The following is a 20,644-nucleotide window of genomic DNA, read 5'->3' on the forward strand; positions in this document are numbered from 1 at the left end:
GGGTGCACCCCGACGTCCCCGCGGTGCTCACCCAGAACCCGCAGTCGACCCCCAGCGCCGCTTCGCTATAGTTCTGCCATGGAACTCCTCATCATCTTCGGCATCATCGTTCTGCTCGTTGTGGTGGTGGGCATCTACCTGTGGGCGACCTACAACGGCCTGGTCACGCTCAACGTGCGGGTCGACGAGGCATGGAGCGACATCACAGTGCAGCTGAAGCGCCGCGCTGACCTGCTCCCGAACCTCATCGAGACCGTCAAGGGCTACGCTGCGCACGAGAAGGGCGTATTCGAGTCGGTGACGAAGGCGCGTGCGGAGTCGCTCAGCGCCGAGACGCCGCATGACGCCGCGGTCGCCGAGAATCACATGCAGTCTGCGCTCAAGAGCATCTTCGCCGTTGCTGAGGCGTACCCGCAGCTGCAGGCGAGCCAGAACTACCTGCAACTTCAGGGCGAGCTGGTCGACACTGAAGACAAGATCCAGGCGGCCCGTCGCTTCTACAACGGCGGCGTGCGCGAGCTCAACACGAAGATCAAGACCTTCCCCAACACTCTCTTCGTGCGCGGCCTCGGTTTCTCCGAGCGTGAGTTCTTTGAGGTCTCGGATGCCGCGGCCATCGCTGAACCGCCGCGCGTGCAGTTCTAGCGCGAGCGTCGGGGGCTAGATGTATCGCGCGATTGCGAGAAACAAGCGCAACACTGTATTCATCATCCTGCTGTTCCTGATCATCATCGCGGCGCTCGCTTTCGTCGCCATGAACATCTGGGGTGGCGGCAACTGGTCGGTCTTCATCGGCACGATCGTGGGGGCGCTCGTCTACGTCGCTATCCAGTACTTCGCGGCCAGTCGCCAAGCGATCGCTCTGAGTGGCGCGCGACCCATCACGAAGAATGACGACCCACGGCTCTACCGCATCGTCGAGAATCTCTCCATCACTGAGGGCATGCCGATGCCCAAGGTCTACATCATCAACGACCCTGCACCCAACGCCTTCGCGACGGGACGCGACCCACAGCACGCGATCGTCGCCGCGACGACGGGGCTGCTCGAGATGATGACGGATGCCGAACTCGAGGGCGTCATGGCGCATGAGATGGGGCACGTCAAGAACTACGACATCCGCGTGACCACGATCGTCTTCGGCCTGGTCGTGGCGATCGGCTTCATCGCCGACATCCTGCTACGAATGTCGTTTTTCGGTGGCAGCCGCAACAACAACAATCCGGTGATGCTTGTGTTGGGTCTCGCGGCGATGATCCTCGCCCCTCTCACCGCGACGGTCGTGCAGGCGGCGGTGTCCCGCGAGCGCGAGTATCTTGCGGATGCGACGGGCGCGATGACCACGCGGCATCCGGATGCCCTCGCGAGCGCTCTCGCCAAGCTGGGCCAGTACGGCCGCCCCATGCAGCGGCAGAACACCTCCATGGCGCACATGTGGATCAGCGACCCGACCAAGCCAGGCATCGTGGACCGCATGTTCTCGACGCACCCGCCCATCCAGAAGCGCATCGAGCGCCTGCGCCAGATCGGCGGGGGCTTCTAAGCTTCATCCCGCGCGGGTTGTGTAGGCCCGCGTGAGCCGAATCGAAACCCCGCTCAGCGCAGCACTTCAGCTACGAGATCCGGAGCGCGCCCGCGATCGCCGGCGCGAGCGTGCCCCGGTCCGCGACCGCGATCTCGCCGAGACCCTGCCATGCGGCGGCCTCGTGCAGCACGGGCGCGATGCGTTCCGCGGCGTCGGAGGGAGCATCCGCCTCCGACCAGGCCGACTGCACACGCAGTACGCCCGCCTGGCGGTCGCTCTTGAGGTCGACGCGCCCCACCAGGCGGTCGTCGAGCAGGATCGGCAGTGAGTAGTAGCCGTAGATGCGCTGCGGCGCGGGCGTGTAGATCTCGATGCGGTAGTGGAAGTCGAAGAGACGCTCGGCGCGGGGTCGATACCAGACGACGGGGTCGAAGGGGGAGAGGAGCGCGGCCCCCTCGATGCGGCGGGGTACCGTCGTTTCGCGGTGCATCCAGGTAGGCAGCGGGCGTGCGCCCCGGCTCCACCCCTCCACGCTGACCGGCACGAGTGTGCCCTCCTCGACGAGCGCATCGATGGCGGGCAGCGCCTCCCCGGCCTTGAGGCGGAAGTAGTCGGCGATATCAGTTGCCGTGCCCACGCCGAGGGCGCGCGCTGACCGCGCGACGAGCTGCCGGATCGCCTCCTTCTCCCCGACAGACCGCTCGATGATCTCGGTTGGCAACACCTGCTCGGGCAGCGCGTAGCTGCGCTCGAAGCGCGTGCGGCCGGCGCTGACGACCTCCCCCCAGCGGAAGAGGGTTTCGAGGCCGCGCTTGACGTCCGACCAGCCCCACCACGGCCCGCGCCGCCGGTTCGCGTCGTGCTCGATCGCGCTCGCCGGGAGGGGGCCCTTCTCCGCGAGCTCGGCCCGCAGCCAGTCGAGCATCGGCTGGTTGGCCTGCGCCCAGTGCTCGGGGTCGCGCATCGCAGCCTCGCGGTAGCGCTGCATCCGCCAGCGCAGCAGCGGCCACGTCTCGACCGGGATGACGGCGGCTTCGTGCGCCCAATATTCGGTGTGCTGCCCGCGAGGGGTGAAGGTCAGGCGGTCGAGGAACGCTTTGTCATACGCCCCGAGGCGCGCGAAGGCGGGCAGGTAGTGGCTGCGTTCGAAGACGTTGACCGAGTCGAGCTGCAGCAGGGCGAGCCGCTCGATGAGCCCGCGCAGTTGGCGGATGCCGACGGCGGGCGGATGCTCCCTGCCGAAACCCTGCGCCCCGAGCGCCACCCGCCGCGCCTGGGCAAGGCTGAGGTGACGTGCGGGTACGTGAGCGGGGGAGCGGGCCACGGGTCAGAGGCTACTCGGAGCCTGTGACATCCTTCACGCGGGGGAGGTCCTCGACGGCGGGCCCCTCGAGGAGTGCGCCGTCGGAAGCGAAGCGGGATCCGTGCAGGGGGCAGTCCCACGTGCGTTCGACGTCATTCCAGTTGAGAATGCCGCCGAGGTGCGTGCACACACCGGAGACGGCGCAGGTCTCCCCGTCGACCGTCGAGAGCGCCACGGGTGCGCGGCCCTGGCGGCCGACGATGCCCTGGCCCTCGCCGGGCACGTCCTCGCCGGGCGTGAGTTCGGGCCCCGTGATCTCGGCGCGGGTCCAGCCCTTCGCGTATTCGGCCGCCACCTCGATGCCAGCCTTGGCGGCGGTCGCCAGGTCGTGCACGCCCGTCACGCGGTGGTGAAGCACGCGGGTCCAGTCGCGGTGCTCCTTGGTGTCGAGGATGTCATCGGCCAGGCTGAGCGCGGCGGCGACGCCGTTGGTCATGCCCCACTTGTTGTAGCCGGTTGCGACGAAGATACGGCCGCGACCGCGCGGCAGCCATCCGACGAAGGGCACCATGTTGGCGGAGGTGTAGTCCTGGGCCGACCAGCGGTGCGTGAGTTCGGCGCCGGGGAAGTTGGTGCGCGCCCACGCATCAAGGTCGGCGACTTTCTCGACCGTGGAGGTGGGGCGGCCCACGACGTGGCCGTTGCCGCCCACGAGGAGGAGTTCCTCCCCGTTGACGGGTGCGGTGCGCAGGGAACGGGTGGGGGAGTCGGCCGAGAGGTACATGGCGGTGGGGATGCTCGCGGGCGACCCGGGCACTCGATACGCGGCCGCGTAGGAGCGGTTGGGGATGAGCTTGGCGAAGTACAGCCCGCGGTCGAGGATGGGCGTACCGGTCGCCACGACGACGTGGTCGGCCGTGACGGTGCCGCCGTGGGTCGTGATCTCCGCGGGGTCGGAGGCCGAGACATCCGTGACCCGCTGCCCCTCCACGACGATGCCGCCGAGGGTGCGCAGGTGCGCCGTGAGTGCGTCGAGCACGTCCATGGGGTCGAACTGGGCCTGGTCCCGCAGCAGGATCCCGCCGAGGGTGGGGAAGGGCAGCCCGACGTCGTCGACCCGTTCGAGCGCGAAACCCACCTCGTGGGCGGCGTTCTGTTCGTCGTCGAGGGTCGAGACGCCGCTCTCGCTCGTCGCGTAGGTGTAGGCGTCGCGGCGTTGCACCGCGACATGCTGCTCGGCCAGGAACCGCAGCATCCAGTCCTGCCCCGCGCGATTGCCGGCGATGTAGGCCTCGACCACCTTGGCGCTGAAGTGACGACGGATGCTCGACAGCACGCTCCCCTGCAGGAGGGAGAGCTTGGCCGTCGTGTTGCCCGTCGCGGCGGCACCGATGTGTCGCGCCTCGAGCACGGCGACGCGTTGCCCTGCACGGGCGAGCACCACGGCCGTGGTGAGCCCTGTGAGGCCCGCGCCGATCACGACGGTGTCGTAGTGGGCGCCGGGTTCGTAGGCGTCGCTGACAGTCCTCGTGGTGCGGTCGAGCCAGAGGGAACGGGAGGGGTCGGTCGGCTGCATGCGGGGCACGATAGCCCCGAAGGCTCACAGTTTCACGGGAGGTGCGCCGAGCGCCGGCGAGTAGAGGACCCGGCACTGTCGGTTCATCCGCCGTTCACGCCGGCGGCCCCGTCGCGTCAACACCCGCTCCTAACCTCTCCCCAGCGCGGGAGGAATCCGAACGGCTCGCACACAGCGCGGGCGGCTTCCCGGCACGATGGAGGAGATCCCTTGGTCAAGAAGCAGTACCTCGCAGGCCTCGCCCTGCTGGCCTCCGCCGCGGTCGCACTCTCGGGCTGCGCGGGAACGGATGCTGAGGCATCCGACACCAATGCCGCCTCGGCGACGAGCGCGGCCGACTTCGGCGGAATGGAGGGTCTCATCGAGGCTGCCCAGGCTGAGGGCGAGCTCAACGTCATCGCGCTTCCTGAGAACTGGGCCAACTACGGCAAGATCATCGCCGCCTTCGAGGAGAAGTACGGCATCACGGTGAATTCGGCCGACCCGGATGTCTCGAGTGCGGAGGAGATCCAGGCCGCTGAGAACCTCAAGGGCCAGGACACGGCTCCCGACGTCTTCGATCTCGGGTCTGCCGTCGCGCTCGACAGCCTTGACTATTTCGCCCCCTACCAGGTGGAGACGTGGGAGGACATTCCCGCCGACCACAAGGAGCCGAGCGGCCTGTGGGTCTACGACTACACGGGCCTCATGTCGATCGGCTACGACGCGGATGCGGTGCCGGAGCCCGAGAGCCTCGAGGACCTCCTCGGCGCCGAGTACAAGGGCAAGGTCGCGATCAACGGTGACCCGACGCAGGCGGGAGCGGCCGCTGCTGCCGTGCAACTCGCGGCGCTGCAGTCGGGCGGCTCGGCCGACGACATCCAGCCCGGCATCGACTTCTTCGCCGACCTGAACGCGGCGGGCAACTTCCTGCCGCTCGACCCGACCCCCGCGACGATCGCGTCGGGCGAGACTCCCGTTGTCTTCGACTGGAGCTACAACAACCTCGCGGAGGCCCAGGCCAACGAGGGTCAGCGCAACTGGAAGGTCACGGTGCTTCCGGGCGTCGCTGTCGGCAGCTACTACAACCAGGCGATCAACATCGACGCGCCGCACCCCGCGGCGGCGCGCCTCTGGCAGGAGTTCATCTTCAGCGACGAGGCGCAGAACCTCTACCTCGCGGCCGGTGCCTACCCCGTTCGCCTCGCGGCCATGGTGGAGGCCGGGACTGTCGACGAGACCGCACTCGAGGCGGTGGGCGAGGCGCCCGCCGACCTTGTGCAGTTCACGCCCGAGCAGACGGAGGCCGCCTCGGCCCTGCTCGCGGAGAAGTGGGCCGCGGCCATCGGCTGATGCCTGACATCCGATCGCGGCGTGCGGGGTGGGCCCCTCTCGGGCTCGCCCCGTTCGCCGTGTACATCCTTCTCTTCCTCGTCGCCCCCACCGTCGTCGCGCTCGCGACGGGCCTCTTCGACGGGGAGGGACGCTTCACCCCGTCGACTCTCGCGGCCCTCGCCGAGCCGGTCGTGGTCGATGCCTTCGTCAGCTCGTTTTGGGTATCGGCGCTCACCGCCCTGGCGGGCGCCGTTATTGGGGCGCTCGTGTGCTTCGCCCTCCTCGGGGTGCGCGGCGACGGCGCGCTGCGCTCCGTGGTCGACGCCGCGAGCGGGGTGCTGGCCCAGTTCGGCGGTGTCATGCTCGCCTTCGCCTTCATTGCGACGATCGGCATCCAGGGGCTCGTGACCCGCTGGTTGCTGGATGCTTTCGGCGTCGACATCTTCGCTGACGGCGTGTGGCTCTACCAGGTGCCGGGACTCCTGCTGCCCTACCTCTACTTCCAGGTGCCCCTCATGGTCATCACCTTCATGCCGGCGATGGAGGGGCTGCGTCCTCAGTGGGCCGAGGCGGCCGCGACCCTCGGATGCTCCCGCGCAGGTTTCTGGCTCCGCGTCGGCGCGCCCATCCTCGCGCCGGCCTTTCTCGGCAGTCTGCTCCTCCTCTTCGCCAACGCCTTCTCCTCGTATGCGACGGCGGCGGCGCTCATCAGCCAGGGGGCGCAGATCGTCCCCCTCCAGATCAGGGCTGCTCTTGTCAGCGAGACGGTGCTGGGCCGCGAGAATGTCGCCGGGGCCTTGGCGGTCGGCATGGTCGTGGTGATGGTGCTCGTGATGGGCGCCTATTCGCTTCTGCAGCGGCGCACCGAGCGGTGGCAGCGATGAGCCGCGTCGACATAGCGCCGTCGCGAGTGACGCGCACGATCATCCTGCTGCTCGTCGGCGTCGTCTTCGCGGTGCCTATCGTGGCGATGGTCGAGTTCACGCTGCGTGCGGGTCTTGAGGGCGGCTATGACCTGAACCACTGGGCAGGCATCCTCGATCCTGAGAACGAGCGTCGCTACCGCGTGCTGTTCGCGGGCATCGCAAACTCTGTCGTGCTGGCGGCTGTGACGGTCGGCATCGTCGTCGTGCTGCTCGTGCCGACCATGATCCTCGTGACGCTGCGCTTTCCGCGTCTCGCGCGTCCGCTCGAGTTCGTGTGCCTGGTGCCGATCACGGTGCCCGCTATCGTGCTCGTGGTGGGTCTGGCACCCGTCTACTCGATTCTCGCGCGCACGGTCGGCACCGCTCCGTGGACCCTCGCCTTCGCCTACGGCATCACCGTGCTGCCCTTCGCCCACCGCGCCGTCGCCTCGGCTCTCAGCGCGGTAGATGTCGTGACTCTGAGCGAGGCAGCCCGATCGCTCGGTGCGGGCTGGGCGCGCGTCGTGGTGGGGGTGATCATGCCGAACATCCGCAGGGGCGTGCTCGCGGCATCCGTCATCGCGGTCGCGGTCGTGCTGGGGGAGTACACGATCGCTTCACTCCTCAACCGGCAGAACCTGCAGACCGCCCTCGTGCAGGTCTCCAAGAGCGACCCCTACGTCGCCGTCATCTTCGCGCTCCTGGCGCTCGCGTTCGCCTTCGTGCTGCTCTTCGTGATCGCACGGGTGGGCACGGCGCGCCCCCGACAACGACCCATGAGGTGGAGACCATGACCGTCACCGAGACAGCCCCATCGACCGCCGCCGAGGTGCCCGCGGTAGGCACCCGGGTGGAGCTGCGATCCGTCACCAAGGTGTACCCCGGCGGAGGGCGGGCCCTCGACGGCGTTGACCTTGCGATCGAGCCGGGGGAGTTCCTCGCGCTGCTGGGCCCCTCCGGCTGCGGCAAGACGACGGCACTGCGCAGCCTTGCGGGGCTGGAGAGCGTGACCTCCGGCAGCATCCTGGTCGACGGGACGGATGTCGCGCAGGTGCCCGCGAACCGCCGCGACATGGGAATGGTGTTCCAGTCCTACTCGCTGTTCCCGCACCTGACAGTCATCGAGAACGTCGAGTTCGGCCTTCGGATGCGCGGGGTTGCCGCCCGCGATCGTCACGGCCGAGCATCCGAATCGCTCGAGCTCGTGGGTCTCGGGCATCTCGCCTCCCGCTATTCGCACCAGCTCTCCGGCGGGCAGCAGCAGCGCGTCGCCCTCGCACGGGCGCTCGTGACCCGGCCGCGCGCGCTGCTGCTCGACGAGCCGCTCTCTGCCCTCGACGCCAAGGTGCGGGTGCAGCTGCGCGACGAGATCCGGCGCATTCAGATCGAGCTCGGCATCACGACGGTGTTTGTGACGCACGACCAGGAGGAGGCGCTTGCCGTCGCCGACAGGGTCGCCGTCATGCGCGAGGGTCGCGTCGAGCAGGTGGGCTCGCCCGAGGAACTGTATTCTGCGCCCGCGACGGCGTTCGTCGCCGATTTCGTGGGGCTCAGCAACCGCGTGCCGGGAGTCGTGCGCGGCACGGCGTTCGAGGTGCAGGCGGGAGGCGCTACGGTCGAGCTGCCCGTGCTGGGCGAGGCGACGGATGGCGCGGCTCACGCCTTCGTGCGGCCCGAGGATCTCGTCATCGCGGGCAGCCCCGAGCCCGGCGCTGTGCCGGGCGTCGTCGTCTCGAGCAGCTTCCTCGGTTCGCTTCGGCGCACGAGAGTGGCGCTCGCGGGAGGCGTTGAGGTGTCGGTGCAGCACGGGGTGGCGCAGGCACCGCAGGCGGGGGAGGAGGTCTTCGTGCTCTTCCGCGGAGCTCCTGTCGCGACGGCTCGTCAGTGAGCGGTCCCTCCATATACGGTTTCAGGAATACGATCGGGCCGTTTCGCCCTGCCGCGTCTAGACTTGCCGGGTGATCTTCGGCCGGAGCAAGCCCTCGCCCTCCCGCGACTCCCGCGCGTCCGTCGAGGAGCACGTCCCCCTCGGGGTTCGTGTTGCCGGAGCGTGGTCGTGGCGGCTGCTCGCGATCGCCGGCGTCGTGGCGCTCGTCATCTTCCTCATCATCGAGCTGCGGGTCGTCGTCGTCCCACTCATGATCGCGACGCTTCTGAGCGCCCTCCTTGTGCCCTTCTCCCAGTTCCTTCAGTCGCACGGCTGGCCGCGGTGGCTTGCGATCCTCACCGCGCTCGTCGCGCTCGTGACGGTCGTCGGCGGTCTCGTCGTCTTGATCGTGTTGGAGGTGCGCGACGGCCTGCCCGAGCTGCAGGCTCAGTCGCTGGAGGCGTGGGAGGAGTTCAAGGACTTCCTGCTCGACTCGCCGCTGCACCTCACGGAGGCGCAGATCACGGAGTACGCGGCGCAGGGGTGGGAGAACTTCCAGCGCGACAGCGAATCACTCGTCAGCGGCGCCATGTCTCTCGGCTCCTCGGCGGGCCACTTCGCGGCGGGGCTTCTGCTCGCCCTCTTCGCGACGATCATCCTGCTGATCGATGGCGGCAGCATCTGGCGTTGGATCGTGCGACTCTTCCCCGTGTCGGCGCGCCCCGCGATCGATGGTTCCGGGCGAGCGGGCTGGGGCACCCTGACGCAGTTCGTGAAGGTGCAGATCTTCGTCGCCGCGATCGACGCGGTCGGCATCGGCGTGGGGGCGGCGATCCTCCAGCTGCCGCTCGTGGTACCCATCGCGGTCGCGGTCTTCCTGGGGGCGTTCGTCCCCTTCGTCGGTGCCATTGTGACGGGGGCGCTCGCGGTCTTCATCGCGCTCATCTTCAAGGATCTCGTCGTCGCCCTCATCATGCTCGGCATTGTGCTGCTGGTGCAGCAGGTCGAGAGTCACGTGCTGCAACCGCTCATCATGGGGAGCGCGGTCAAGGTTCATCCGCTCGCCGTCGTGCTCGCGGTCGCGGGCGGCGGGTTCCTCGCGGGCATCCCCGGTGCACTCTTCGCGGTGCCGGTCGTGGCAACTCTCAACGTCATGATCGGCTACATCGCGCGGGGTCGCTGGCGCGAGCCGGGCGGACTCGTCGGCGCCGAGGCGACGGGGCGCGAATCGATCACCGAGGGCGGGGCGGATGCCGCATCCCGCTCGCCGAGGAAGGGGCGCAGGGTATGAGCGACGTGACGACGACGGCGGTGACGCAGCCGGGCCCCACGATTGCGGGGCCGAGCCTTGAGGACTTCGAGGCCGCGCGCGAACGCGTTGCCCGCGTTGCACAGGTCACCCCCATGGAGAGTTCGCGCTACCTCTCGGACCTCGTGGGTGGCCCCGTCCACCTCAAGTGCGAGTCGCTCCAGCGGACGGGCTCCTACAAGATCCGCGGCGCCTACAACCGCCTCTCCCAGCTCTCGGCGGAGGAGCGCGCCCGCGGCGTCGTCGCGGCCTCGGCCGGCAACCATGCGCAGGGGGTCGCGTTCGCGGCGCGGGAGCTTGGCATCTCGGCGACGATCTTCATGCCGGTGGGGGTGGCGCTTCCGAAGCTGCAGGCGACCCGCAGCTACGGGGCCGACGTCGTGCTGCGTGGGCACACGGTCGAGGAGCCGCTGCGCGCCGCCGCAGCATTCGCCGAGTCGACGGGGGCCGTGCTGATCCCGCCCTTCGATCACGAGGATGTCGTCGCGGGACAGGGCACCCTCGGCTTCGAAATTCTCGACCAGGTGCCGGACCTCGACACCGTCATCGTGCCGATCGGCGGCGGCGGTCTCGCGGCCGGCGTCGCGAGCGCGCTGCGCCAGAAGCTCGCGACCGTCGGCCGCACGCTCCGCGTCATCGGCGTGCAGGCCGCGAATGCCGCGCCCTATCCCGGGTCGATCGCAGCCGGTCGCCCCACCCCCGTCGTCGTGGCGCCCACGATCGCGGACGGCATCGCGGTCGCGACGCCGGGGCAGCTCAACTTCGAGATCATCCGCGAGACGGTGGATCAGATCGTCACCGTCACCGACGATGACATCGCACGGGCGCTACTCGTGCTGCTTGAGCGTGCCAAGCTCGTGGTGGAGCCCGCCGGGGCAGTCGCGGTCGCAGCGATCCTCACCGGTCAGGTGACCGGCACGGGCACGACCGTCGCGATCCTGAGCGGCGGCAACATCGACCCGCAGATCATGGAACGAGTGATCTCACGCGGGCTCGTTGCATCCGATCGCTACCTGAAGCTTCGGCTCATGCTGCCCGACCGCCCGGGGCAGCTGGCGCGCATCGCAGAGCTCATCAGTGAGGCGAACGCCAACGTCGTTGAGGTGCTCCACACGCGCCACAACCGCAACACGCTCATGGGCGAGGTGGAGATCGAGCTGAGCATCGAGACCCGCGGCCCCGAGCACGTGCAGCGGGTGCTCGAGCGACTGCGGGAGGCGGGCTACGACCCTCGCAGTGATTTCTGAGGCAGCAGGGTGACATCCTCGTCCCACGAAAACGGGCCCGGCGGCGTGTGCCACCGGGCCCGCTGACGTGGTTCTGATTACGGCTGGTAGGGCTCGACCTTCTTGATCTCGACCTTGATCTCGCGTCCGTTGGGTGCCTCGTAGGACGTGGTCTCTCCCACCTTGAGGCCCAGGATCGCCTCGCCGAGCGGGCTGCCCTCGCTGTAGACATCGAGGTCGCTGTCGGCCTCGCCGTCGACGATCTCGCGGCTGCCGAGCAGGAAGACCTCCTCGTCGCCCATCACGAGCGCGGTCACGACGGTACCGGATGCGACCACGCCGGACTCGGCGGGTTCACCCACCTTGGCGTGCCGCAGCAGTTCGGTGAGCACGCGGATGCGCGCCTCGATCTTGCCCTGCTCCTCCTTGGCTGCGTGATAGCCGCCGTTCTCCTTGAGGTCGCCTTCCTCCCGGGCCGCCTCGATCCGCTTCGCGATCTCGGACCGGCCCTCGCCCTCGAGGTGCTCGAGTTCGGCCTTGCGCCGGTCGTAGGCCTCCTGAGTCAGCCAGGTTTCGGTGATCTGCCCAGACATGGTGTACTCCCTCACACGAAGGGGGCCGCTCGCGATGATCGGCGCGCGCGGCCCGCAGGTCTGCCAGTCGCTCGATGGACTCGCATAAACGAATGAGATCGGCCCTCCGGCCGATCTCCGAAATCGAAGTCTAAGCCGACCAGCAGCGGTAGATCAAGCCTGTGACGCCCTGATCGACCGTGTTCACGGTCTCCGTGAAGGTCCGCGTGTAGCGCTCTGAGGAGGGCAGCTCGACGATCTTCCACCCGACGATCGCGTGGTTCGCATTCTGCACCTCGAGGGCGCACGACACCTCCGTTCCTGCGGGGGCCGAGACCTCGACCGTCATCGTGACGGCGCGGTCGTCGAGGATGTCAGCTCCGAGCATCCGTGACTGGATGGTCGCCGTCGTACCATCGAGCGCGACCCACACGACCCAAGCAATCACGGTGAGGGCGACGCCGATCCCGGCGATCCAAGCGACGAGGCGTTGCCGGGCGCGTCGCTCGGGGGTGCGGCCGTAGCGGGCGTCGAGAGCGGCGGAGGAGCTCACGCTGCGCCGATCGTCCGCGCCTGTATGATCCGCACCTGCGTGGTTCGCGCCGTTGTGGTCTGCGCCCGTCACCGTCTCCCCTTACGCTTAACCTCAAGACTATTCGCATCGAAGGAGCCCCGTGACCAGGCGACTCTTGGCCGTGCACGCCCACCCCGACGACGAGTCGAGCAAGGGTGCTGCGACGTCGGCGCACTACCTCGCGCAGGGCGACGAGGTCATGGTCGTGAGCTGCACGGGCGGCGAACGCGGCGACGTGCTCTGGCCGGGCCTGGCCCCGCGTGCCATGGCCGACCGCGACATGGGCGGGTTCCGCCGCTACGAGATGGCGAAGGCGCAGGAGGTGCTGGGCATCCAGCACCGTTGGCTCGGCTACATGGATTCGGGGCTGCCTGCGGAGGGCGAGCTCCTGCCCGCAAACTCCTTCGCGACAATCCCCGTCGAGATCTCGGGGGCGCCCCTCGTCAAGATCATCCGCGAGTTCCGCCCGCACGTCGTCGTCACTTACGACGAGAACGGGGGCTACCCGCATCCCGACCACATCAAGACTCACGACGTGACGATGTTCGCCGTCGATGCGGCTGCGGATGCGGACCGCTTTCCGGAGGCAGGCGAGCCGTGGCAGGTGCTCAAGCTCTATTACGACCGCGGCTTCAACTCGACCAAGATCAATGCGCTCGCGGAGGCGATCCGGGCGCGGGAGCCCGAGGCGCACATCCTCGAGGAGGTCGAGCGGATGCTCGGCTGGATGGGTCAGCGGCCCGACACGGCCACGACCCACGTGCGCTGTGGCGACTTCTTCTCCGTCCGAGACGACGCGCTGCGGGCCCACGCGAGCCAGGTTCCCCCAGACAGCAGCTTCTTCTTCTGGCCGCTTGAACTGCAGCAGGAGGCGTGGCCCTTCGAGGACTACGAGCTCGTGCATTCGCGCGTGCCCGCAACGATCCCTGAAGATGATCTCTTCGCCGGCATCCCTGTCGAGGATGGCGCCGACACGACGAACGAGGAGGAGCGCGCGTGAACGCACTCGCGTCAGCCATGGCTACCGGACTCGGGGCGCTCCTGCGAGCGAGCGAGGAGGCGGAGTTCGACCCCAACTCGGTCACGCCAGGGGTCGTGGGTTTCGTCATCACCTTCCTCGTCGCGGTCGCGACGGTGCTGATCGTCATCGACATGAACCGCAGGGTGCGGCGCACGCGCTACCGCGAGGAGATCCGCGAGAAGCTCGCCGCAGAGCAGACGGCTGTGCAGACGGCTGAGCAGACGGCAGACGAGTCAAGCAAGCCGGAGTAGGCGGGGCCAGCCCCTATCTGACGGGCGGGCGTGGCTTCTAGCCGACGGGCGGGTCGACAGCGACCAGCAGGATGCCCGTCCAGTGACACAGGAACGCCACGAGCGTGAGCGTGTGGAAGATCTCGTGAAATCCAAAGCTGCCCGGGAACGGGTTCGGGCGCTTGAGCCCGTAGACGACCGCTCCCACCGTGTAGCAGAGGCCGCCCACGATGATGAGGGTCATCATGGCGGCATTCGCCTGGAAGAAGTCGACCACGAACATGACGGCCGCCCAGCCCAGCAGTACGTAGAGAGGCACGTAGAGCCAGCGGGGTGCGCCGATCCAGAAGATGCGGAAGCCGATGCCGAGCAGCGCGCCGCCCCACACGAGCGAGAGCAGCAGCCACGCCTTGTCGTTGGGCAGCGACAGCACCGTGATGGGCGTATAGGAGCCGGCGATCAGCAGGAAGATGTTGGCGTGGTCGAGCCGCTTGAGCACGCGCTTGACTCTCGCGCTCCAGTCGATGCGGTGGTAGAGGGCAGAGATGCCGAAGAGCAGGAGCGACGACGCCATGAAGATGGCGGAGGTCACCTTCGCCGCGGTGCCGTCGGCCAGCACGATGAGGACCGTGCCGAGGACGATCGCGAGGGGGAAGGTGCCCGCGTGGATCCATCCGCGCCAGGTGGGCTTCTTCTCGATCTCCTGGCGGTGCTGCTCACGCTCATCGTCGAGGAGCGGGATGTTGGGAAGGTCGGCGCCTGGCTCGTCTCCCGCGCCGTTCCCACCTGCGGTTCGGGCCTCCGGGGTCGTCATGACGGGATTCTATGCGGCGTGGTGGTAGATCAAGCTGTGAAGGAGCCCGCGCGGCGGCTCACAGGTGGACTAGCGTAGAGCCGTGCGAAAACGGGAGGTCCCTCTGGGCCGCGGCATCCTCTATGAGCTGTACCAGAACCGCATCCGTCGATGGTTGGAGCACCAGGAGCTGCCCAAGCACGTCGCGATGATTCTGGACGGCAATCGTCGCTGGGCGCGGCAGCGGTCCCTTGGCGCGGTGGCGCACGGGCATCGCGCCGGTGCGGCGAAGTTCCGCGAGTTCCTCGTCTGGTGCGACGATCTCGGCATCAAGCACGCAACCCTCTACCTGCTCTCGACCGACAACCTCGTCGGGCGCAAGGAGGAGGAACTGCACGGACTCTTCGAGATCATCGCCGACCTCGCAGAAGACCTCTCCCACTACCGTGACTGGCGCGTGCAGCACGTCGGGTCGACGGAGGGCCTGCCGGAGCCTCTCGTCTCCGCCCTTCAGGCCGCGGAGGCGCGCACTCAGGGCAAGCCGGGGCTGCATGTCAACCTCGCCGTCGGTTACGGCGGACGTCGGGAGATCGCGGATGCCATGCGCAGCATTGTGCGCGATCACGGCAGTAGGGGGGGAACCCTCGACGCACTCGCCGAGATCCTCACGCCGGAGCTCATCGGCGACCACCTCTACACGGGCGGACAACCCGACCCGGATCTCGTGATCCGCACCTCGGGCGAGCAGCGGCTCAGCGACTTCATGCTGTGGCAGAGCGCCCACAGCGAGTTCTACTTCATGGAGGCGCTCGGGCCGGACCTCCGCGAGGTCGACTTCCTCCGCGCCCTTCGCGACTACGCGACCCGCCACCGCCGCTTCGGCTCCTGACGGCGATGAGCGGCCACGGGACGTTCACCCGTTCGTAACGCGCGCCCGCGTGTCGATCCCCCCGGGCGCCCACGGCAGACGTAGCGTCGAGTTCATCAGGTATGGCGCCTGATCGAGACGGCCACGTAAGTTCGTTTCGAGTTTCGCCCGCGAGAGCGGGTCACGGCCGTTTCGCTGAGAATCCGAGCGCTGTGGCGCTCGGGAAATGGAGCGCACGTGGCCCAGCCGATGCAGTCCAAGACGACGCAGTCAATTCCGAAGCAGGCGCCGAATGTCTCGGCCCCTGTCTCAGCCCAGCAGGCAGAACGCACCTATGTGCTCGACACCTCGGTGCTGTTGTCGGATCCTCGGGCGATCTTCCGCTTCGCGGAGCACGCCGTCGTCCTTCCCGTCGTCGTCATCTCGGAACTTGAGGCGAAGCGCCACGACCCGGAGATCGGCTATTTCGCCCGTCAGGCGCTGCGAAACCTTGACGAGCTGCGCATCAAGCACGAGCGCCTCGACTTCCCGATTTCCGTCGGCAATGGGGGCTCGCTTCGCGTCGAACTGAACCACTCCAGCATGGATGCCCTCCCCTCGGGTCTGAAGCTCGGCGACAACGATTCCCGCATCCTCGCCGTCGCGATGAACCTCGCGGCCGAGGGGCTTGCCGTCACGGTGGTCTCGAAGGACCTGCCGTTGCGCGTGAAGGCCGCATCCGTGGGACTTGCGGCGGAGGAGTATCGCGCCGAGATGGCCGTGGACTCGGGGTGGACGGGAACGGCCGAAATCGACCTGGGCTCCGAGCAGATGGCGAAGCTCTACGACGAGGAGCAGCTTGCGACCCGCGCGGTTGGCGACCTCGCGATCAACACGGGGCTCGTCATCCACTCCGACCGCGGGTCGGCGCTCGGCCGGGTTACGGACCGGGGGCGCATCCGTCTCGTCCGGGGCGACCGCGACATCTTTGGTCTGCACGGCCGCTCGGCGGAGCAGCGCCTCGCGATCGACATGCTGCTCGACCCCGAGATCGGGATCGTCTCTCTGGGCGGCAGTGCGGGCACGGGCAAGTCCGCGTTGGCCCTCTGCGCAGGCCTTGAGGCGGTGCTCGAGAAGCAGCAGCACCGCAAGATCATGGTCTTCCGCCCGCTCTACGCGGTCGGCGGGCAGGAGCTCGGCTATCTGCCGGGCGATGCCGCCGAGAAGATGAACCCGTGGGCACAGGCGGTCTTCGACACTCTCGGCTCCGTCGTCTCCCAGAATGTGCTCGACGAGGTCATCGACCGCGGGCTGCTCGAAGTCCTGCCGCTGACGCACATCCGAGGGCGCTCCCTCCACGACGCCTTCGTGATCGTCGACGAGGCACAGTCGCTCGAGCGCAATGTGCTGCTCACGGTCCTCAGCCGCATCGGGCAGAACTCGCGAGTCGTACTGACGCACGACGTGGCGCAGCGCGACAACCTCCGCGTCGGGCGGCACGACGGCGTGGCATCCGTCATCGAGGCCCTCAAGGGGCACGCGCTGTTCGGGCACATCACCCTCACCCGGTCGGAGCGCAGCGCGATCGCGGCTCTCGTCACCGACATGTTGGAGTCGACCGACCTGGCGTGATGGGCACGAGACTCGGCGGATGACCGGGGTGGCCGCTCTCGGGCCACCCCGGTTCGCCGTAGAGTCGTCTTGTGAGTTTTGTGGTCTTCGCGGTGGCGCTGCTCGCGGTCGTCTTCGTCTGGGGACTCTTCTGGCCGCGCTCTCAGTGGCAGGTACTCGCGGCGTGGCTGCGGCGGAACCCGGATGCGAGCGAACCGAGCGCGACCGCATACGCGTTCCACCGCATCCTCTCCGGTCTCGGGGTCGCCACCTTCCTCACGGTCGGGGTCGCGCTCGCGATCACCTACATCAACTCGCTTCCCGCCCCCGAGCCGCCCAAGACCGCGCTCCAGCAGATGTGGGGCGCCGCGCCGCGCCCGGTCGTTGTGGATCGGGTCGTGCGGTCCGTGGGGGAGGCGGATCCGTCGTTTGCGGAGCAGGCAATCCTCGGCTACCAGCTCGTCGACAACGTGGCGCATACCCCGCGCTATCTCGTCTACCTCGACAACTACAACCCGCCCGGCTCGGATAGCCCCCTCATCGGGGCTCCGCCGAGCGAGGGTTTCGCGGCACTCGACAGTGCAGAGCTCGTCGTCAACGTGCGGGTCAAGGCGCAGTGCACGCCTCTGCAGGCGGTTGTCGTGGAAAGCGAAGAGGCGGTCCAGGTGGCCATCTACTCGGCGATCTCCTCACCGGTCGGCGCTCCCGCCGTCGCAAACCATGAGTTCTGCGAGGGCGGTTCAACCGTGGGCCCGTCTTTGCTCATTCCGCTTGACCTGGCGCAGCCGGTCGGGGAACGCGAGGTCCAACTGCTCGACGGCACGGCCGTGCGCGAGGTCGAGGTGATCGAGCCGAGCTGACCGCTGGCTCCGCTTCGATCGGCCCCACCACAGAGCACGCGACACAAAGCACAACGCGGGCCGGCGTGAGCCGACCCGCGTCGCGGTGAAACCTGCTGCTCAGGCGGTGGGCGGCACCGTCATCGCGAGCACGTCGAGGGCCTTGTCGAGCTGCGCCTCGGTGAGCTCGCCACGCTCGAGGTAGCCGAGCTCGATGACCGCTTCGCGCACCGTGATGCCCTTGGCGACGGAGTGCTTGGCGATCTTCGCCGCGTTCTCGTATCCGATGAACTTGTTGAGCGGTGTCACGATCGACGGCGACATGCCGGCGAGGGCGGAGGTGCGTTCGAGGTTGGCCTCGAGTCCGCGGATCGTCTTGTCGGCGAGCACGCGCGAGGCGTTGCTGAGAAGGCGGATCGACTCGAGTAGCGCCGTTCCCATGACGGGGATCGCGACGTTGAGTTCGAAGGATCCGGATGCTCCGGCCCAAGCGACGGTCGCATCGTTGCCGATGACCCGGCCCGCGACCATGAGCACGGCCTCGGGCACAACCGGGTTCACCTTGCCAGGCATGATCGAGGAGCCGGGCTGCAGGTCGGGGATGTGAAGCTCGCCGAGACCCGTGTTTGGGCCGGATCCCATCCAGCGGAGGTCATTGTTGATCTTCGTGAGTGAAACCGCGATGGTGCGAAGGGCTCCGGATGCCTCGACGAGGCCATCGCGGTTGGCCTGCGCCTCGAAGTGGTCCTCGGCCTCAACGATCGGGAGCCCCGTCTCCTCCGCGAGGAGGGCGATGACTTTCTGGGGGAAGCCGGCGGGCGTATTGATGCCCGTGCCGACCGCCGTTCCGCCGAGGGGCACCTCTGCCACGCGCGGGAGGGCGGCCTGGACGCGCTCGATGCCGAGCCGCATCTGGCGCGCGTATCCGCCGAACTCCTGGCCGAGCGTGACGGGCGTCGCATCCATGAGGTGCGTGCGACCGGCCTTGACCGCGGTCTTCCACAGCTCGGCCTTCTCCTCGAAAGCGGTCGCCAGGTAGTCGAGGGCGGGCACAAGGTCCTCGATGAGCGCCTGCGTGACGGCCACGTGCACCGAGGTGGGGAAGACATCGTTGGACGATTGCGAGGCGTTGACGTGGTCGTTGGGGTGCACATCCGAGCCGAGGTGGCGGGTAGCGAGAGTCGCGAGCACCTCGTTCATGTTCATGTTCGACGACGTGCCGGAGCCGGTCTGGTAGGTGTCGACGGGAAAGTGCGAGTCGTGCCGACCCGTGATGACCTCGTCAGCGGCGGCCACGATCGCGTCGGCGATGCCGGCGTCGAGCACGCCGAGTTCCTTGTTGGCGATCGCTGCAGACTTCTTGATGCGCGCGAGGGCGGCGATCTGCGCCGACTCAAGACCCTTGCCCGAGATCGGGAAGTTCTCGACGGCGCGCTGGGTCTGCGCGCGGTACAGAGCGTCGACGGGCACGCGGACCTCGCCCATCGTGTCGTGCTCGATGCGGTACTGCGACTCGCTGCTGTCCTGGTGCTGTGACGTCACGGCGCTGTCATCTCTTTCTGATCGGTGTGTGAGGTGGTGTCGGTCAGTCGAAAAATGCTGCCGAGATCAGACGTCGCCGACGATGACGTCGGTCACGGCGGTTCCCTCGCGCAGGCGGTAATTGGCACCGACGATAGCCAGCGTACCGGCGGCGACCGCGTCGCTGATCAGCTCGGATGCTTCGAGCAGCTGCCGCACGGTGTCACGGAGGTGTTCGCGGCCCACCTCGGTCGCGTCGGGCCGCTCGCCCTGCTCCAGGCTGCGGCGCACGCGGAGCACGGCCGGCGTGATGTGCTGCACGAGGGAGTGGATGTGGGGCGGCAGCACGGGGGCGTGCGTCTCCTGCGAGTCGATCGCGGCGCGCACGGCCCCGCACTCGTCGTGGCCGAGCACGACGATGAGGGGAACCCCGAGCACCGCGACGGCATACTCGAGGGAGCCGACGATCGTGTCGGCGACCACCTGCCCCGCATTCCGGACGACGAAGAGGTCACCGAGTCCCTTGTCGAAGATGATCTCGGCGGCGAGGCGTGAGTCGCTGCATCCGAAGAGCGCCACACTGGGCTTTTGTGCCTCCGCGAGCTCGGTGCGCCGCTCGACGTCCTGTCGCGGATGCCGCGGCTCGCCCGCCACGAAGCGCTCGTTTCCACGGACCATCTCCCGCCACGCGTCAGAGGGAGTCTTGCGGGGTTGCTCGATTGTCGTCACGGGCTCTCCTCGGTTGCTGTCTCTTGTACCGCTGCGATTGTGGCGCGGGCGAGCGTCTCGAACTCGTCCTCGGTCGCCGTGCCGTGGATGACGACCGTGCTCGCCCCGACCACAGTGGTCATCGCGAAGGCGAAGTTGCCGGCGTCCTCGTCATTCCGGTGGTCGTAGATATCCCAGGTGTGCCCTGCGAGGGAGGTCGTGCCGGTCGCGAGCGCGCCCTCGAGGGTCGCCTGGAGCCAGGTGGGGTTGGCGTCGATGCCCTGGGTGACGGCCGCGAAATTCTGCGTCGGGGTCACGAACCCGATGTACCACTCCGAGACGCCGTCGCCGCCGCGGCTGATTCGTGCCGCATTGGCCCACCAGCCCTCGGGCAGTACCGGCGCGGCGAGTGTCTCCTCGAAGTCGGGCTGGACCTGCGCCGCAACGGCCTGGTAGTCCGTCGGTTCGACGGCGGGAGCATCCGGGCGTACGACGATCATGACCGTCACAAGAACGATCGCGAGGGAGGCGACAAGGGCGACGACGAGGTTGATGGGCGTCTTGCTGTCGCGGTATCGCTGCGACGACGCGGCCTTGCGGGCCGCCGTCTCCTCGGGGGTCTCGGGGCGGCCCAGCTCCGCGACGATGGGGGCCTGGCGGTTCGAACCCTCGCTCCGCGACATCCGCTACTCCGCCGCCGCGCGCGCAGCGTCGAGGCGAGCCTTCGCGCCGATGAGCCACTCCTCACAGCGGCCCGCGAGCGCCTCGCCGCGTTCCCACAGGGCGAGCGACTGCTCGAGGGTCGACGACCCCTGCTCGAGCTCCGCGACGACACGCAGGAGCTCGTCGCGGGCCTCTTCGTAGCTGAGCGCGGCGACGTCGGGCTTGTCGTTCTCGGTCACG

General features: G+C 68.3%; 22 protein-coding genes. 13 read left to right on the forward strand and 9 right to left on the reverse strand.

Annotated elements, in window-relative coordinates:
- Positions 1–78 precede the first annotated feature (78 nt).
- Positions 79–645: a LemA family protein gene (locus OH146_RS11675; protein WP_265160982.1), complete on the forward strand. Its 567-nt coding sequence runs from the start codon at positions 79–81 to the stop codon at positions 643–645.
- A 19-nt stretch (positions 646–664) separates the two neighbouring features.
- Complete coding sequence (locus tag OH146_RS11680) at positions 665–1,543, forward strand: M48 family metallopeptidase (protein WP_265160984.1); 879 nt, start codon at positions 665–667, stop codon at positions 1,541–1,543.
- A 70-nt stretch (positions 1,544–1,613) separates the two neighbouring features.
- On the opposite strand, the gene OH146_RS11685 is transcribed toward OH146_RS11680, so the two are convergent.
- Together OH146_RS11685 and OH146_RS11690 are read right to left on the reverse strand one after the other, a co-directional pair.
- Entirely contained in the window at positions 1,614–2,849 is a 1,236-nt protein-coding gene (locus OH146_RS11685; RefSeq protein WP_265160986.1) for a winged helix-turn-helix domain-containing protein, read from the reverse strand.
- Positions 2,850–2,859: 10 nt separating this feature from the next.
- Positions 2,860–4,404: an FAD-dependent oxidoreductase gene (locus OH146_RS11690; protein ID WP_265160988.1), complete on the reverse strand. Its 1,545-nt coding sequence runs from the start codon at positions 4,402–4,404 to the stop codon at positions 2,860–2,862.
- 210 nt (positions 4,405–4,614) lie between these two features.
- Here OH146_RS11690 and OH146_RS11695 point away from each other — a divergent pair, with 210 nt between their 5' ends.
- The 6 genes from OH146_RS11695 (at position 4,615) to ilvA (ending at position 11,046) form a co-directional block, all read left to right on the forward strand.
- Positions 4,615–5,736 carry an ABC transporter substrate-binding protein gene (locus OH146_RS11695; RefSeq protein ID WP_265160990.1) on the forward strand — a complete coding sequence of 374 codons (1,122 nt, stop codon included), beginning with the start codon at positions 4,615–4,617 and terminating at the stop codon, positions 5,734–5,736.
- Complete coding sequence (locus OH146_RS11700) at positions 5,736–6,602, forward strand: ABC transporter permease (protein ID WP_265160992.1); 867 nt, start codon at positions 5,736–5,738, stop codon at positions 6,600–6,602. Before OH146_RS11695 ends, OH146_RS11700 begins: the two co-directional genes overlap by 1 nt.
- A gap of 26 nt (positions 6,603–6,628) precedes the next feature.
- On the forward strand, positions 6,629–7,417 hold the full coding sequence (locus OH146_RS11705) for an ABC transporter permease subunit (protein ID WP_265160996.1): 789 nt from the start codon (positions 6,629–6,631) through the stop codon (positions 7,415–7,417).
- Positions 7,414–8,511: an ABC transporter ATP-binding protein gene (locus OH146_RS11710; protein ID WP_265160998.1), complete on the forward strand. Its 1,098-nt coding sequence runs from the start codon at positions 7,414–7,416 to the stop codon at positions 8,509–8,511. Before OH146_RS11705 ends, OH146_RS11710 begins: the two co-directional genes overlap by 4 nt.
- A 70-nt stretch (positions 8,512–8,581) precedes the next feature.
- A complete protein-coding gene (locus tag OH146_RS11715) occupies positions 8,582–9,781 on the forward strand; it encodes an AI-2E family transporter (RefSeq protein WP_265161000.1) in 1,200 nt (399 codons plus the stop codon).
- Entirely contained in the window at positions 9,778–11,046 is a 1,269-nt protein-coding gene (ilvA, locus tag OH146_RS11720; protein WP_265161002.1) for a threonine ammonia-lyase, read from the forward strand. The genes OH146_RS11715 and ilvA overlap by 4 nt, the downstream gene beginning before the upstream one ends.
- Positions 11,047–11,123: 77 nt before the next feature.
- Here ilvA and greA read toward each other — a convergent pair whose 3' ends face one another.
- Together greA and OH146_RS11730 are read right to left on the reverse strand one after the other, a co-directional pair.
- Complete coding sequence (gene greA, locus OH146_RS11725) at positions 11,124–11,618, reverse strand: transcription elongation factor GreA (RefSeq protein WP_265161005.1); 495 nt, start codon at positions 11,616–11,618, stop codon at positions 11,124–11,126.
- A gap of 130 nt (positions 11,619–11,748) precedes the next feature.
- Positions 11,749–12,150, reverse strand: coding sequence for a DUF4307 domain-containing protein (locus tag OH146_RS11730; protein ID WP_265161007.1), 402 nt, complete (start codon positions 12,148–12,150; stop codon positions 11,749–11,751).
- Between the two features lie 121 nt (positions 12,151–12,271).
- Here OH146_RS11730 and mca point away from each other — a divergent pair, with 121 nt between their 5' ends.
- On the forward strand, positions 12,272–13,171 hold the full coding sequence (mca, locus tag OH146_RS11735; RefSeq protein WP_265161009.1) for a mycothiol conjugate amidase Mca: 900 nt from the start codon (positions 12,272–12,274) through the stop codon (positions 13,169–13,171).
- Positions 13,168–13,443: a hypothetical protein gene (locus tag OH146_RS11740; protein WP_308214959.1), complete on the forward strand. Its 276-nt coding sequence runs from the start codon at positions 13,168–13,170 to the stop codon at positions 13,441–13,443. Before mca ends, OH146_RS11740 begins: the two co-directional genes overlap by 4 nt.
- A 37-nt stretch (positions 13,444–13,480) precedes the next feature.
- Here the strand turns inward: OH146_RS11740 and trhA are convergent, their stop codons facing one another.
- Entirely contained in the window at positions 13,481–14,236 is a 756-nt protein-coding gene (trhA, locus tag OH146_RS11745; RefSeq protein ID WP_265161011.1) for a PAQR family membrane homeostasis protein TrhA, read from the reverse strand.
- A gap of 82 nt (positions 14,237–14,318) precedes the next feature.
- On the opposite strand from trhA, the gene OH146_RS11750 reads away from it, so the two are divergent.
- The 3 genes from OH146_RS11750 to OH146_RS11760 all read left to right on the forward strand — a co-directional run bounded on the left by OH146_RS11750 (position 14,319) and on the right by OH146_RS11760 (position 17,533).
- A complete protein-coding gene (locus OH146_RS11750) occupies positions 14,319–15,104 on the forward strand; it encodes an isoprenyl transferase (RefSeq protein ID WP_265161013.1) in 786 nt (261 codons plus the stop codon).
- A 228-nt stretch (positions 15,105–15,332) separates the two neighbouring features.
- A complete protein-coding gene (phoH2, locus tag OH146_RS11755; protein ID WP_279349051.1) occupies positions 15,333–16,694 on the forward strand; it encodes an RNA 5'-3' helicase PhoH2 in 1,362 nt (453 codons plus the stop codon).
- A 71-nt stretch (positions 16,695–16,765) separates the two neighbouring features.
- Positions 16,766–17,533 carry a DUF6199 family natural product biosynthesis protein gene (locus OH146_RS11760; protein WP_265161017.1) on the forward strand — a complete coding sequence of 256 codons (768 nt, stop codon included), beginning with the start codon at positions 16,766–16,768 and terminating at the stop codon, positions 17,531–17,533.
- Positions 17,534–17,632: 99 nt separating this feature from the next.
- Here the strand turns inward: OH146_RS11760 and OH146_RS11765 are convergent, their stop codons facing one another.
- From OH146_RS11765 to OH146_RS11780, 4 genes are all read right to left on the reverse strand, one after another.
- Complete coding sequence (locus OH146_RS11765; RefSeq protein ID WP_265161019.1) at positions 17,633–19,054, reverse strand: class II fumarate hydratase; 1,422 nt, start codon at positions 19,052–19,054, stop codon at positions 17,633–17,635.
- A gap of 66 nt (positions 19,055–19,120) precedes the next feature.
- On the reverse strand, positions 19,121–19,711 hold the full coding sequence (locus tag OH146_RS11770; RefSeq protein ID WP_265161672.1) for a carbonic anhydrase: 591 nt from the start codon (positions 19,709–19,711) through the stop codon (positions 19,121–19,123).
- A gap of 47 nt (positions 19,712–19,758) precedes the next feature.
- Positions 19,759–20,424 (reverse strand): DUF4245 domain-containing protein, encoded by a 666-nt coding sequence (locus OH146_RS11775; RefSeq protein WP_265161020.1) that lies wholly within the window; start codon positions 20,422–20,424, stop codon positions 19,759–19,761.
- Positions 20,425–20,427: 3 nt separating this feature from the next.
- A complete protein-coding gene (locus tag OH146_RS11780) occupies positions 20,428–20,643 on the reverse strand; it encodes an exodeoxyribonuclease VII small subunit (RefSeq protein WP_265161022.1) in 216 nt (71 codons plus the stop codon).
- Position 20,644 lies beyond the last annotated feature (1 nt).

This window comes from Homoserinimonas sedimenticola, assembly GCF_026094475.1.
GTDB classification, from domain to species: domain Bacteria; phylum Actinomycetota; class Actinomycetes; order Actinomycetales; family Microbacteriaceae; genus Homoserinimonas; species Homoserinimonas sedimenticola.